The sequence below is a fragment of the Vibrio aestuarianus genome (assembly GCF_012395185.1).
Lineage (GTDB): Bacteria > Pseudomonadota > Gammaproteobacteria > Enterobacterales > Vibrionaceae > Vibrio > Vibrio aestuarianus.
Window position 1 is genome coordinate 1 of record NZ_JAAZTU010000044.1, and the last position, 13,377, is coordinate 13,377.

Sequence of the window (13,377 nt, forward strand, 5' to 3'; positions counted from 1 at the left end):
TGGATCGGAGACAGACTGTGATGGTGTGATGGCAGGAATAGACTGATACTTTGATTTATTGCAATGGCAATTGACAGAATTATGTGAATAATGTTAGCGTTGCGAACATGTGTATGATATTTTTTTTTTCAGGGATGTGTATAAGAGACAGATAATGAAATGGGGCGCTTCTCTATCGCGGGTAACGTAGAGCTTAATTTTAATTATCAACATCGTGAATCAAATGCGTCTGGCGATAATGAACTTAATCAAGATGGTCGTGTATTGATGGAGTTTTCTGGTCAAAAGTACACTTCAAACGGTCATTATGTCGGTGTGAAAGCGCAACCACTATTCGAAAGCACGGGTAATATCGCGCTGGATGATGCTTATTTTGAATTTGGTAAACAAGAAGGTTGGGCAATCAAAGCAGGGCGTTTCGAAGCCTACAATATGTTCCCTGTTGGGGCGGACGTATTCCTTGATTATTCAGGTGATACAGCCAACGACTTGTATACCGATGGTGCGGTGTATACTTATCAAATGAAGGAAGCACGTGGACGTGGTTCTGACGGGCAAATTATGTACAGCCAATCATTTGATAACCTGTATGTTGAGTTTGGTGTCATGATGGGTAACCGTTCTGATCTATTCAGTGGTGGTGTGGGCAGTAGCTACCATGGAAAAACAATCGATGATTCAAAAGATTCATTACTTATTCGCCCCGTCGTGGCTTACCAATCGGGGAACTTTACTCTTGCTGGGTCATTAGAAACGAACTTAGTTTCTAATGCTGTTACAGCCGATGGTGTCGATATATCTGACCGCACGGGCTATGGCCTAACAGGAAATTGGTCTAATGATGAGCTTTCCATTAATGCCAATATGGCGTATTTGGATGCGGTAGATGAAAACAATCTATCAGTTGGCCTAAATGCTGTATGGAACGGGTTTGGTGTGGGTTATGTTTACTCGACCAATGAATATGAAAATAAAGTATTTTCTTGGGCTGAAGGTAACGTGAATATCTCAGCTTGGTATGCATCTTACGAATTTAACAATGTGTTAGAAGTGAAAGATTTCTCTGTTCTTCTTGGCACATATTTCACGTCGGTATCAAATGAATTAGATACGCAGGTTCAACAAGAAGCATTTGCAGAAGACGACGACTTCGGAGCTCGAGTTCGTTTGTATTATCAGTTCTAATTTAATTGCGCAGCGTCAGTTTCATTATTGAAATAAGATGTTCTGAAATAAGAGAAGGGGAGAGTGAAATAATGCTCTCCCTTTTTAATTAATATGACTAACTGTTACATTGTTTGCTCAGCTAGGAAGGTTGTGAAGCTTGCCCATGATTTCTCATCGGCATCTTTTCTATAACGATCTGAACCAAAAACAGTAAAGGCATGAGGTGCACCGCCATACGTTGTCATTTCGTGAGGCACTTTTTGTGTTTCTAGCTCAGTGGCTAAGTTAGCAAATTGCTCCATGGTAATGGCTGTATCTGCTGTGCCGTGAAAAACAACAATTGGCGATTTTGTGTCAGCATACGATTGGCCTGCTGGCGTTTCAAGACCACCGTGAAAGGTAGCAAAGCCTTTCGCTATCATGCCTGCTCTGGCAGACTCAAGCACTGCTGCACCGCCAAAACAGTACCCCATCACAACTAGGTTGTTCGCATTGCCACCCAATGTAGTTGCGAAGTCAACTCCGCCTTGCATTAGTGCTCTTAGTTTTGCTCTGTCTTTATAGAGCTCACCGGTGTGCTGGCGGCGGTCTTCGACCTTTTCAGGGCGTATACCTTTACCAAAAAGATCGACAGCGAAAACGTTGTAACCTAGCTCACGTAACATATCAGCTCGTTTCATTTCGTAATCTGTCAATCCATCCCAATCATGAACCAATAACACCAATGGCGCTGAATCTGACGCTTTCGCCCAATAGCCTTGGTAGTCATTTCCATTTACATTGTAAATTTTGTTTTCTCCCGCATAAAGATGAGTAGAGAAAATCGAGATTAAGAAAAAATAGATGTATTTCATTATTAGCTCCTTGCTGTTAACTAAATTTAGTACGAAAAAAAGACAATGTGTGATCATTTTCTATAAAGATTTATCTCATCAAGTGAATTTAGGCGTAGTAGCAATATGAGCGCTTTATTCCATTTATGGTGTTAAGAGAGAAAAACATAAGGTAATCAATCAAGTTAGTGACAAACTTGCCGTTACCATACTGTCGACATTGGCAGAAAATTTACTTGGGGAGATCTCTACTATAATTAATGAACGAGTAAAGAGTGCAGTCCGAAAAAAAGGAATGAGCACCAAAATGAAAAAGATTCTGATGCTAGTATTATTGCTGCTTGGCCTTGCTGGTGCGGGGGCGGGATACTATTTTCTTTATTTTATTCCTCAGCAAGAATTACTTAATGTGCTTCCAGATGAAGAGCCTAAAAAGCCTATAGTGGAAGCGGTTGCAGAACTTCCACCTCCCCTTAAACCTGAACTAACTGATTTTTATGTGAACTCTCCCAAATTGGGTGTGCGAGAGAAGGCAGAGAGTGAAGCTTTTGTGGAAAGAGTGCTTTACCGTGGCGATAAAGTGAAAATCCTTGAAAAAATTGATGGTTGGGGAAGAATAACAGACTATTTCGTTTATGAAGACGGGGGGCCAGAAGTCGCTGAGTGGATCCCGATGGATGGATTAGTTGAGCAACCACCTGTGATCACCAAACAAGAAAGACGTGCCACATTGACTGAATATGTGAGCAAATCGGATGACTTTAAGCTTCATGAAGAAGTGTTTTTGATGAAAACCGATGAGCTAATCAAAGAGAAAATCTGCGCTCCGCACGATTTTGAAGAGTTAGGAGGGTGGGTTAAGTCGGTTAAGTACCAAGATCGCGAGGTCTACTTTGTCTATTGCGGTGGTCAAAAATTAGCCAACAAGATTTATTTGGATGTTCAAAGCAAACAAATTTTTTATTAGTGGCGATATGCAACTCCAATTTAATTCATGCTGAGAACTTAAGGATATTCCACGCCAAAACCGAATGTTGCTAAATTTAGATTTTTTTACTTGAGGCTAGTGAGCCTTAACAATATGATGCAGCATCGAATCAATGGTGATAACTCATTAATGCATTGGCAGTTTATTAAATACGTATGGTTTATGATTCTTGCGCTGGTTTTACCTTCGCAAGCATTGGCGTATTTAAGCGAAAGTGATTCCTCAAACCTGCCTTCTCAATATGCAGTGTTAGATGTAAATGCCTTTTTTAATCAAGAGGTTACATCGCTTGTTGATATAACTCCCCAAACGTGTGGGGATGTCCAAAACCGTTTATCCATCGCTTATATACCAGTTGAAAAACTTCCTCCAACGTCTAAATCTGTTCACAGCGATAATATTCCAGCCATTGTCAGTATGGCGCGTTGGAGTGTCTCATCACGATTTATTGATGAAGGTGAACCGACTTTCATCGATACACCTGTCATTCAAGAAGCACTAGCCGCTTCGTTTAAACTCCATTTATTTCCGATCGCTAAAATCAGTGGTTGGGAATCTCGTCCAAGTGCTTCTAACCACCGTATTTCAGGGTGGAAAGAAACAAACGCCATGTACGTTGCTCTCAATAGCCAATACTAAAATCCTCACTCCACCCTCGTGACATTGTCACGAAATTAATTTTTGTTATACCCCGACAACTTGAAGTTGCAGATAGGCAGCCTGTGAGCTCATTCCCATGAACTTAGATAAACTACGTGATTGGAACATAGCTAACACCTCCACAGCTTCAAGTATGAAAAGTATATAACTCAGCTCAAGCTGAGGAGATTGGCATGAGAAAAAATCATCATCAAAAGGCGTCTGCACGTCTGATTAACCATTATTCCTTATGGAAATATGTGGTGTTAGCGGTCACGGTTATCGTCCTTGCATTAAGTGCGATACCAACTTGGTATGGCGAGCAACCGTCGATTCAACTCGAAACTGCAACCAATGATACGACGTTAAGTTCAGTCGTAGCACTACATCGTTTGCTGGAAAACAATAGAATTGATGTTCAAAAAATTGATCAACAAGGCACAAAGACAACCTTAGTTTTTCCAGATGAAACGCAGCAAACGAAAGCACGTGAATTGCTCGATGGCATGATTGAGAAAGGCGATAGCATCAGCTTTTCGTACGTGTCTATGGCTCCGGCTTGGTTATCCCATATGGGATTTAACCCAATAAAGCTTGGTTTAGATTTACGTGGTGGTGTCCAATTTTTATTAAATGTGGATGTAGATAAAGCGTTCCAAGAGCAGCGTGAAAGTATGATTGATACCGTAAGAGATATGTTACGAGAAGAGCATATTCGCGGGGTCAAAATCAGCGTAAAAGGAGTTGATGGTTTTAACATTACCAGTACATCCGCTACGGGTTTAGATAAGGTAAATACTTTTCTCAAGCAGACTTATACGGGCTGGGATATTCAACGATCATCTGATGCAATACAGGTGAAACCTTCAAAACAAAATCGATTAGATTTTCAAACCACCACGCTACAGCAAAACTTAAAAATAATGCGTGATCGCATTGAAGAACTCGGCATCACCGAAGCGATGGTGCAACGTCAAGGTGAACACAGTATTCGTATTGAATTACCAGGAGTTCAAGACCCGTCTCAAGCGAAAAACGTCATCGGTGCCACGGCAAGCTTAGCTTTTTACGAGGCCAAGTCATCCAGTGAAGCTTTTACTTCACAAGACATTGTTTTGCAAGACAACAATGGGCGTCCTGTTGTTCTTGTTAAGCGTCCGGTATTAACCGGGGATCATATCGTCAATGCCCGAGCTGGACTTGACCAAATGGGCTTTTCGGAAGTGAATATCTCATTGGATCACGCTGGTGGAAAAGTGATGAGTGACTTTTCTTCTAAACACATTGGTAAGCCCATGGCCACGGTATATCGTGAATACACGACCAATGCGCGAGGAGAAACTCAACGCAGTGAAAAAGTAATCAGTGTAGCGACGATTCAATCGCAGCTTGGTAGTCAATTTAGGATCACCGGTGCGGGATCGATGGAAGAGGCGCAGCAACTTGCTTTGCTACTTCGTGCCGGCTCGTTGACCGCGCCAGTTACTATTGTTGAAGAGCGAACCATTGGCGCTTCATTAGGTGCTGAAAATATCGAGAATGGTTTTGCCGCTTTGGCGTTAGGTATGGGGCTAACCTTGGTCTTTATGGCGCTGTGGTATCGACGTTTAGGCTGGGTCGCAAACCTTGCTTTGCTATTTAATATGGTGTGTTTAATTGGCTTAATTGCATTGTTACCTGGAGCGGTACTGACACTGCCCGGCATTGCAGGCTTAGTATTAACTGTTGGTATGGCTGTTGATACCAATGTGCTTATTTTTGAACGTATTAAAGATAAATTGGCGGAAGGGCGCAGCTTCGCTCAAGCGATTGATAAAGGTTTTTCGAGTGCCTTTAGCACCATTTTAGATGCCAATGTGACGACAATGATTACAGCGGTCATTTTGTATTCAATAGGCAATGGGCCAATTCAAGGTTTTGCACTGACGCTAGGCCTTGGCATTTTAACTAGTATGTTCAGCGGTGTATTTACCTCTCGAGCAATCATTAACCTAGTGTGGGGACGAGATTCTCGTCGTGATGTGAGGGTATAATTATGGTCAGTTTTCTAAAAAAACACATTCGTTCAATTCGCTATATTACCAGTATTTTCTCGGTCGCATTGATGCTTATATCACTGATAGCATTAGGGGCTAAAGGGCTCAATATGGGGCTCGATTTCACCGGTGGTATGGTAACGGAAGTCACGGTAGATAAAACGGTTACAAGCACTGAATTGGTCGATTCCTTGAAACCTTCATTGGGTGAGGCAACGGCCGTAACAAAAGCGGGCGAAGCAGGCCGGTGGCTCATTCGTTACCCTTTACCATCAGCAGATCAAGATTCGCCCAGTATTGTAAAACTATTGGATGGTGTGTCATCACAAGTTACTGTTGTTAGTAACAGTATGGTTGGATCTCAAGTTGGACAAGACTTGGTTGACCAAGGCAGTTTGGCACTGATGATCTGTTTGCTTTCAATTTTAGGGTACTTATGTTTTCGCTTTGAGTGGCGTCTTGCCAGTGGTTCTCTGCTCGCGTTAGTCCATGATGTTGTTCTGGTTCTGGGTTTTTTTGCCATCACACAAATGGAGTTTAACTTAACCGTGTTTGCTGCGGTGTTGGCTATTTTAGGTTACTCCTTGAACGATTCGATTATCATTGCCGACAGGATCCGTGAGTTGTTGGTCGCCAAACAGCACACCCCAACCAAAGAGATTAACGATCAAGCGGTGATTGCGACATTCTCACGAACTATGGTGACATCGGGTACAACACTCATTACAGTTGCGGCTTTGTGGTTGATGGGGGGCGCACCGCTAGAAGGGTTTGCAACGGCAATGTTTATTGGCATTATCTCGGGGACTTGGTCTTCGATCTCAATTGGTACAGTATTGCCTGAGTGGTGTCATTTACAGCCCAAGCATTATTTGCCAGTGGTTGTCGATAGCGCACCTTAGCTAAAACGCAGTAACGAATAGGCCACCGATACAGGTGGCCTTAGTTTTTTATTGCAGGTTTTGATTCACTCTTTCTTTATTGTTCTGAACGATTTGTAATCCATTCACCATTCATAAAAGCCCCACCGTATATTCATTTCTCAATTTTCAGTATTTATATCTCTCTTTTTAGACTTAATTTCTCTATTTCGAGCAAGAATTACAAAAGCTTGTTCCTGTTTTAACTTAATTGATTACTGCATTATGAATAAGTTATCTAAATGGAAGGATAAATATACGGTGTCATGGATGAACAGATAGCACATCGTTACTTTTTATTTAAGGCAGTGTAGAACATGACAAAACGAATTATTTCCACAGTATTACTTGGTTTACTATCCGTAGGTGTTCACGCGGAAGGATATTTAGGTGCGACCATAGGTCAAGCCAAGTTTGACAATGTTCATTTCGTTGCAGAAGTCTTTGGGTCATCACAAATCGAAAGTTTCGATTTAGATGAAGATAGCTTAGCAGGTAGCATTTACGGTGGTTACAACTTTAATCGTTACATCGCGATTGAAGTAACGTTGGGTGGCCTTGATGCCGTTGATAAAGAGTTAATGTCTGTCGGTGATATGGTCTATTTATCAGTACAACCTAAAGTCTCTCTACCGATTACTTCAAATTTCAACATCTTTGCGAAAGCTGGGCTTGCTTACTTTAATGCTGAAACTATTATCAGTAATTCACTAGTTGGTTCATCAGGTAACACAACGATCAGTGATAGTGTAGTGACTGGTATGCTTGGTTTAGGGGCTGAGTATGCGTTTAGTGATCACTGGCGAGTGAGAGTAACATGGGATTACATGCGTCCAGAACTGGAACTTGCAAAATTCTCAGGTGTATCGGTTACGGTTGAACCTGAAATTCACATTATGTCAGTAGGTATGAGCTACCACTTTTAGTCCTAAATTGTTAAAAGAGCACTCTGCCTTTAGAGTGCTTTATGCTATTTTATTCGGTAGCAAATAATTAGTTATAGGACTCTTTGTGAACGAAGCGAACATTCGGCGACTTCAGCATCTCCTTAATAAATATCATTTATACCAAACTTACCCTGTTGTTATTGATGAACTAGAAGATGTACTGGCTACATCTCGTCGAAATACATCGACTATCATGAAATCATTATCTGATTTGGATTGGATCGAGTGGCTTCCCGCTGTTGGTCGAAGTAAAAGCAGCCAGTTAACGGTTAAGCGTTCACTACAAGATGTGATTCTACAAGTTTCTCGTACGGAATTAGCACAAGGTCGATTTACCTTAATCACTAAGCTTTTAGAAACCTATGGCCATACAACAGTAAAAGCGCTAGCACTTGCAACAGAGCAACAAAATCAGTGGAATGAAAAAAATAACCAACTGCTTGTTACTCAATACCCTTGGGTTGATGAATTGGATCCAAGTAAAACTTTCCGCATGGCAGAACTTCAGGTAATCAAAAGTATTTATGATACTTTGATCAAGCAAGATCAAGACGGCCATCTTCAAGCGAATATCGCTCATGCTTGGGAAATGAAAGAAAATAGATTCACCTTCTGGATTAGACCTGACATACGTTGTCATGATGGGCGATTACTTTCGATTGATGATGTTATCGATAGTATCCAGCGTTTAGTGAATAGTGCCGGCCCCGTCGAGCATTTATTCCGGCAAGTAGTTGATGTTGTGCGGCTCTCTTCTCAAAGTTTTCAAATCATCTTGCAATCAACCAATCCATTGTTTCTTTATGCGTTATCGATACCCAACGCATCTATTGTTGTTGAAGATAAAATAAAATTTGGAGTGAAACGACAAGCTTTTATTGGAACAGGGCCTTTTCGTATTCAATCGTGGGGCACAGAATCGATTACATTACAGCGTCATGATGATTATTTTTCTCGTAAAGCGTTGTTACGGCAAATTACTATTTCAGCTCAGGGAGAAGCCCTGGTAGAACAGATGAGCTTTAACCAAAAAGAAGGGGCTAAAGAAGTACACGCTATTGATGCTTTTTCTTATCTTTGTTTTCGTCATCGACAAAACGCAGCTATTGACCGCAACACATTAGCACAGCTGGCTTGCTATATTGATAAACACAAGCATGGGTATAATTCAGCAGTTGCCGTCAGTGGGATTCATCTGCAACTTGCCATGCCGGAACCTTATGAAAAACCAACGCTGCAAGGTTCGGTGGTTCTCGCGGAGCCAACATGGACAATTCCTTATTTGAAAGATATATCCAATTGGTTACATCAAACGATTCGCTCGACGGGCATCAACCTAGAGGTGCTCACGTTAGATGATATCAATGATCCTAGTTCGGTTAGTGAATACGCTGATATTCTTTTTCTCGAAGAGACCATAGAGCAGCCTAAGGAATATGGGGTATATGAATGGTTATTAACTAGCTCTGGCTTACGTTTTTTATTCTCACACCAAGATTTCAAGGTACACTCGGCACGCATTGATCAAGCGCTGTGCTCAGCCGAACCGCTGAATGGGCTGCTTGGAATTGAACAAGAGTTGTACCTTTCTCATCACTATGTTCCTCTATTTTGGGGGAAAGATGAGATAACTCGTACTCAACAAGTTCAGGGGATACAAGTGCGTAAAACGGGTTACAGTGATTTTTGCAAATTATGGATTGCGCAACCTGAATAAAAAAAGCCACCGAAAATCGGTGGCTTAATACTATAATACCTCTTTCTTTGATCGCTATTTGTCTTTACCTAATGATAGTAACCATATCGAAAAAGCGGCAACAACTGCAAAACCGCTGAAGATAATAACGGGCATAGCGCTGTAACCTAGGATATGCCAAATAACCGATTCTAATGTACTCATGGGTTAATCCTTCTATTGCCAGCCTTCAACACCTTGCATGTCTGGTAGTTTATGAGCGATGCCTTTGTGGCAATCTACACACGTTTTTTCACCAGAAGCAAGTGCTGTCGAGTGTTGCTCAACACTACGTGGACCCTGTTCAGAGAAGTCCATGAACTCAAACTCATGGCAGTTACGACATTCAAGCGAGTCATTACTTTTCAAGCGCGACCACTCTCGTTCTGCTAAATGAGCGCGACGTGCTTGGAATTTTTCTGGTGTGCTAATTGTTCCTAATACGTAATGAGCAAACAGTTCTTTTGAAGCTTGTACTTTACGTACAATTTTGTCTGTCCATTCATGCGGTACGTGGCAATCAGAGCAGATAGCCCTTACACCTGACCGGTTTGAATAGTGTATCGTTTCTTGGATTTCTGCGACGATAGGAGCGTGACAACCAGAGCAAAACTCCTCTGTGTTGGTGGCTTCCATACCAGTGTTGAATGCCCCCCAGAATAGAAGCCCGCCCGCAAAGCCCATAAATAAGACAATGCCAACGGCGGCCTTGCTCGGGCTTGTTAGTCGCTTCCAAAACGCTTTCAGTAATTTCATATATAGCCTCTTATGCTGTATTTATGGCTATGATTAGCGTAGCGAATCAACAGGTTTAAATTCGTTCTCAACCAATGGGTTTGCATTGGCTTGGGGAACGTGGCACTGCAAACAGAAGTAACGGCGCGGTGACACGTCCGCTAATACGGCATCATCACGGTTCACATAGTGAGTGACGCTGATTTTTGTCGCTCCCATCTCTTTTGCGTTTTTCCAGCTATGGCAAGAGAGACATTTATTAGCATTCAATGACACCTCATAGCCGCGAATATTGTGCGGAATGAGTGGTGGCTGGTACACATATTCACTCTCTAATGCATGGTCACGAGGGTAGTGTTTTAAATCGTCCGCTGGGCGAGTATCTTCCAGCAGTGTTGCGCCTCGTAAAGATTCAAGCCCACCAGTGCCGCCAGGGTTTTCAAGCTGAGCTTGAGCTACCCCAACAAGTAATGCACTGACAGATAAAAGCGCGATTAGTAGTTTTTTCATCTTAAAATTCTCCGCCTAATGGCTCATTCTTTGAGCGGCTGCGCTGTGGCAGCCGATACATTCGTTAACGGGCTTATGCCACTTTGGTGATCTTAACTGGACACTTTTTGAAGTCAGTTTGCTTCGATAGTGGATCCGTCGCGTCTAAGATCAGCTTGTTAATAAGAATGCGAGCATCAAAGAACGGTACAAATACTAAGCCTTGAGGTGGGCGGTTACGACCACGAGTTTCAACTCGTACTCGAACCTCACCGCGTTTGTTTGAAATCAGTACTTCATCACCACGGCGAAGACCTCGTGATTTTGCATCTTCAGGATGGAGATAACACAATGCATCTGGTACGGCTTTATACAGCTCAGGTACACGACGCGTCATGGTGCCAGTGTGCCAATGTTCCAGTACACGACCGGTACATAACCACAAGTCGAATTCAGCATCAGGCGTTTCTGGTGGTGCTTCGTAAGGGGCTGAAATGATCCACGCTTTACCGTCAGGTTTACCATAGAAATCCCAGTCAGAGCCTTTCTTCGCGTAAGGATCCGAGCCTTCTTTAAAGCGCCATAGTGTTTCTTTACCATCAACCACAGGCCAGCGTAGTCCACGCACTTTGTGATAGGTATCGTAAGGTGCTAAATCGTGACCGTGACCACGTCCAAAGCTAGCGTATTCTTCAAATAGCCCTTTTTGTACGTAGAAACCAAAGTGATGAGCATCGTCATTCAATTCACGAGCTTCTTCAATTGGGAATTGGTCAACTTGTCCATTTTTGAATAGTATTTCAAACAGAGTTTTACCACGGTATTCTGGCGCTTTGGCGAGCAGTTCTTCTGGCCACACTTCTTCTACTTTGAAGCGTTTAGAGAACTCCATCACTTGCCATGAGTCAGATTTAGCTTCACCGACCGTGCCCACTTGTTGATACCAAGCTTGAGTACGACGCTCAGCATTACCGTAAGCGCCTTCTTTTTCTATCCACATTGCAGTTGGAAGAATAAGGTCAGCTGCTTGCGCGGTTGCTGTTGGATACGGGTCAGAAACGACAATAAAGTTCTCTGGGTTACGATAACCTGGCAAACGTTCTTCGTTGATGTTTGGGCCAGCTTGCATGTTGTTGTTACATTGGACCCAATAAGCGTTGAGCTTGCCATCTTTCAACATGCGATCTTGCAGTACAGCATGGAAGCCTGGCTTTGGTGGAATGGTGCCTTCCGGTAGTTTCCATGTTTTTTCAGCAATAGCACGGTGTTTTGGGTTGGCGACCACCATGTCAGCAGGCAGGCGGTGAGCAAAGGTACCCACTTCACGCGCAGTACCGCAAGCTGAAGGTTGACCCGTTAACGAGAATGGACTGTTGCCTGGAGTCGCGATTTTGCCCGTTAATAAGTGGATATTGTACACAAGGCTATTCATCCAAACACCGCGGGTGTGCTGATTCATACCCATGGTCCACAGCGACATAACTTTAATGTTTGGATCTGCATATTGCTTAGCGAGTGCAATCAACTTATCTGGTGCAACGCCAGATAATTCTGATGCTTTTTCGACGGTATAAGGGGCAACAGAAGCTTTGTACTCTTCAAAATTGATGGCCGTCATATCGCCAGAGTTAGCATTTTTTGCTGCTTTTTGCAGTGGGTGTTCATCACGCAGACCATAACCGATGTCGGTAGTCGCTTGCTTGAAGTTGGTGTGCTTATTGACGAAATCCCAGTTTACCGCATCGTTTTGAATGATGTAGTTGGCGATAAAATTGGCAATAGCAAGGTCAGATTGAGGGTGGAAAATGTAACCGTTATCAGCCAATTCGAAAGAACGATGGTAGTAAGTCGATAGAACGTTAACTTTAACATGTGGGTGACTTAAACGGCGATCAGTGATACGAGTCCAAAGCACAGGGTGCATTTCTGCCATGTTTGAACCCCAAAGCACGAATGCGTCAGCATGTTCGAAGTCGTCATAACAGCCCATTGGTTCATCAATACCGAAGCTACGCATAAAACCGACAACGGCCGATGCCATACAGTGACGTGCGTTCGGGTCGATATTGTTGGAACGAAAACCGGCTTTCATCAGTTTAACGGCAGCGTAACCTTCCATAACGGTCCATTGACCAGAGCCAAACATACCAACGCTGGTTGGCCCTTTATCTTTCAGTGCCTGTTTCCATTTATCAGCCATTACATCGAAAGCTTGATCCCATGAAACGGGAGTGAAGTCGCCATCTTTGTGGTATTGACCATCTTTCATGCGTAGTAGCGGCTGTTCAAGGCGATCTTTCCCATACATGATTTTTGAAAGGAAATAGCCCTTTATACAATTCAACCCTTTGTTTACTGGTGCTTCTGGGTCACCTTGCGTGGCAACTACTTTACCATTTTGGGTACCGACCAACACAGAGCAACCTGTACCGCAGAAACGACAAGGAGCTTTATCCCAAGTAATTTTGGTTTGGTCTGTACTGGCAATCAGGTTGGTTGCAGAGGCAGGTAAGCTAATTCCTGCAACGGCAGCAGCTGATGCGGCCGCGTTTGCTTTCACAAACGCACGTCTTGTCATTTTCATACTTCACCCTCAATTTGGGAATGTTGTTTTCCATTGTCAGTATTCATTTCGTCTAGATCCGTCTCAATTTGGTGATACACCAAAACGGTACTGAGAACGTGCGGTAAATTGCCAATCGCATCGATCGTGTCAGTGACAAAACCTTGGTTTTCGGTTTCCAACACCACGACCATTTTTCCTTCTGGACTTTCACCATAAATTTCAGCGTTATCAAACGATTCGATTTGCGCTTTTATAGCGGCTAAGTGCTTAGGGACAACATGAACGACTAAACTTGAAATGTGCACTTCGTTGAGTGACATAC

The 13,377-nt window shown here is 42.9% G+C and carries 12 protein-coding genes and 1 pseudogene; 7 read left to right on the forward strand and 6 right to left on the reverse strand.

The genetic code is table 11. From position 1 onward, the window contains the following. Positions 1 to 150: 150 nt before the first annotated feature. Positions 151 to 1,185, forward strand: a pseudogene (locus tag HGG78_RS16545) (carbohydrate porin); the annotation flags it as partial. A 104-nt stretch (positions 1,186 to 1,289) separates the two neighbouring features. On the opposite strand, the gene HGG78_RS16550 reads toward HGG78_RS16545, so the two are convergent. Then, entirely contained in the window at positions 1,290 to 2,021 is a 732-nt protein-coding gene (locus HGG78_RS16550; protein ID WP_172533560.1) for a dienelactone hydrolase family protein, read from the reverse strand. Between the two features lie 286 nt (positions 2,022 to 2,307). Here HGG78_RS16550 and HGG78_RS16555 point away from each other — a divergent pair, with 286 nt between their 5' ends. The 6 genes from HGG78_RS16555 to HGG78_RS16580 all read left to right on the forward strand — a co-directional run bounded on the left by HGG78_RS16555 (position 2,308) and on the right by HGG78_RS16580 (position 9,247). After that, positions 2,308 to 2,967, forward strand: a complete 660-nt coding sequence (locus tag HGG78_RS16555) for an SH3 domain-containing protein (RefSeq protein WP_241772867.1) — start codon at positions 2,308 to 2,310, stop codon at positions 2,965 to 2,967. 114 nt (positions 2,968 to 3,081) lie between these two features. Then, on the forward strand, positions 3,082 to 3,627 hold the full coding sequence (locus tag HGG78_RS16560; RefSeq protein WP_172533561.1) for a hypothetical protein: 546 nt from the start codon (positions 3,082 to 3,084) through the stop codon (positions 3,625 to 3,627). A 194-nt stretch (positions 3,628 to 3,821) separates the two neighbouring features. After that, positions 3,822 to 5,660, forward strand: a complete 1,839-nt coding sequence (gene secD / locus HGG78_RS16565; RefSeq protein ID WP_172533562.1) for a protein translocase subunit SecD — start codon at positions 3,822 to 3,824, stop codon at positions 5,658 to 5,660. Between the two features lie 2 nt (positions 5,661 to 5,662). Then, entirely contained in the window at positions 5,663 to 6,565 is a 903-nt protein-coding gene (gene secF / locus HGG78_RS16570) for a protein translocase subunit SecF (RefSeq protein ID WP_172533563.1), read from the forward strand. Between the two features lie 335 nt (positions 6,566 to 6,900). After that, on the forward strand, positions 6,901 to 7,509 hold the full coding sequence (locus HGG78_RS16575) for an outer membrane beta-barrel protein (RefSeq protein ID WP_172533564.1): 609 nt from the start codon (positions 6,901 to 6,903) through the stop codon (positions 7,507 to 7,509). An 85-nt stretch (positions 7,510 to 7,594) separates the two neighbouring features. Further along, positions 7,595 to 9,247, forward strand: coding sequence for an ABC transporter substrate-binding protein (locus HGG78_RS16580; RefSeq protein WP_172533565.1), 1,653 nt, complete (start codon positions 7,595 to 7,597; stop codon positions 9,245 to 9,247). A gap of 54 nt (positions 9,248 to 9,301) precedes the next feature. On the opposite strand, the gene HGG78_RS16585 is transcribed toward HGG78_RS16580, so the two are convergent. The 5 genes from HGG78_RS16585 to HGG78_RS16605 all read right to left on the reverse strand — a co-directional run bounded on the left by HGG78_RS16585 (position 9,302) and on the right by HGG78_RS16605 (position 13,375). Next, a complete protein-coding gene (locus tag HGG78_RS16585) occupies positions 9,302 to 9,430 on the reverse strand; it encodes a TIGR02808 family protein (protein ID WP_071233051.1) in 129 nt (42 codons plus the stop codon). A 12-nt stretch (positions 9,431 to 9,442) separates the two neighbouring features. Further along, positions 9,443 to 10,021, reverse strand: coding sequence for a NapC/NirT family cytochrome c (locus HGG78_RS16590; protein ID WP_053310660.1), 579 nt, complete (start codon positions 10,019 to 10,021; stop codon positions 9,443 to 9,445). Between the two features lie 33 nt (positions 10,022 to 10,054). Then, complete coding sequence (locus tag HGG78_RS16595; protein WP_172533566.1) at positions 10,055 to 10,510, reverse strand: nitrate reductase cytochrome c-type subunit; 456 nt, start codon at positions 10,508 to 10,510, stop codon at positions 10,055 to 10,057. Between the two features lie 73 nt (positions 10,511 to 10,583). Next, positions 10,584 to 13,073 (reverse strand): periplasmic nitrate reductase subunit alpha, encoded by a 2,490-nt coding sequence (napA, locus tag HGG78_RS16600; protein WP_053310662.1) that lies wholly within the window; start codon positions 13,071 to 13,073, stop codon positions 10,584 to 10,586. After that, entirely contained in the window at positions 13,070 to 13,375 is a 306-nt protein-coding gene (locus HGG78_RS16605) for a chaperone NapD (protein ID WP_172533567.1), read from the reverse strand. The genes napA and HGG78_RS16605 overlap by 4 nt, the downstream gene beginning before the upstream one ends. Positions 13,376 to 13,377 lie beyond the last annotated feature (2 nt).

Bases quoted from the DNA above. Each gene is read 5' to 3' on its own strand.
- HGG78_RS16550 (WP_172533560.1), bottom strand. From the start codon at position 2,021: ATGAAATACATCTATTTTTTCTTAATCTCGATTTTCTCTACTCATCTT.
- HGG78_RS16555 (WP_241772867.1), top strand. From the start codon at position 2,308: ATGAAAAAGATTCTGATGCTAGTATTATTGCTGCTTGGCCTTGCTGGT.
- HGG78_RS16560 (WP_172533561.1), top strand. From the start codon at position 3,082: ATGATGCAGCATCGAATCAATGGTGATAACTCATTAATGCATTGGCAG.
- secD (WP_172533562.1), top strand. From the start codon at position 3,822: ATGAGAAAAAATCATCATCAAAAGGCGTCTGCACGTCTGATTAACCAT.
- secF (WP_172533563.1), top strand. From the start codon at position 5,663: ATGGTCAGTTTTCTAAAAAAACACATTCGTTCAATTCGCTATATTACC.
- HGG78_RS16575 (WP_172533564.1), top strand. From the start codon at position 6,901: ATGACAAAACGAATTATTTCCACAGTATTACTTGGTTTACTATCCGTA.
- HGG78_RS16585 (WP_071233051.1), bottom strand. From the start codon at position 9,430: ATGAGTACATTAGAATCGGTTATTTGGCATATCCTAGGTTACAGCGCT.
- HGG78_RS16590 (WP_053310660.1), bottom strand. From the start codon at position 10,021: ATGAAATTACTGAAAGCGTTTTGGAAGCGACTAACAAGCCCGAGCAAG.
- HGG78_RS16595 (WP_172533566.1), bottom strand. From the start codon at position 10,510: ATGAAAAAACTACTAATCGCGCTTTTATCTGTCAGTGCATTACTTGTT.
- napA (WP_053310662.1), bottom strand. From the start codon at position 13,073: ATGAAAATGACAAGACGTGCGTTTGTGAAAGCAAACGCGGCCGCATCA.
- HGG78_RS16605 (WP_172533567.1), bottom strand. From the start codon at position 13,375: ATGTCACTCAACGAAGTGCACATTTCAAGTTTAGTCGTTCATGTTGTC.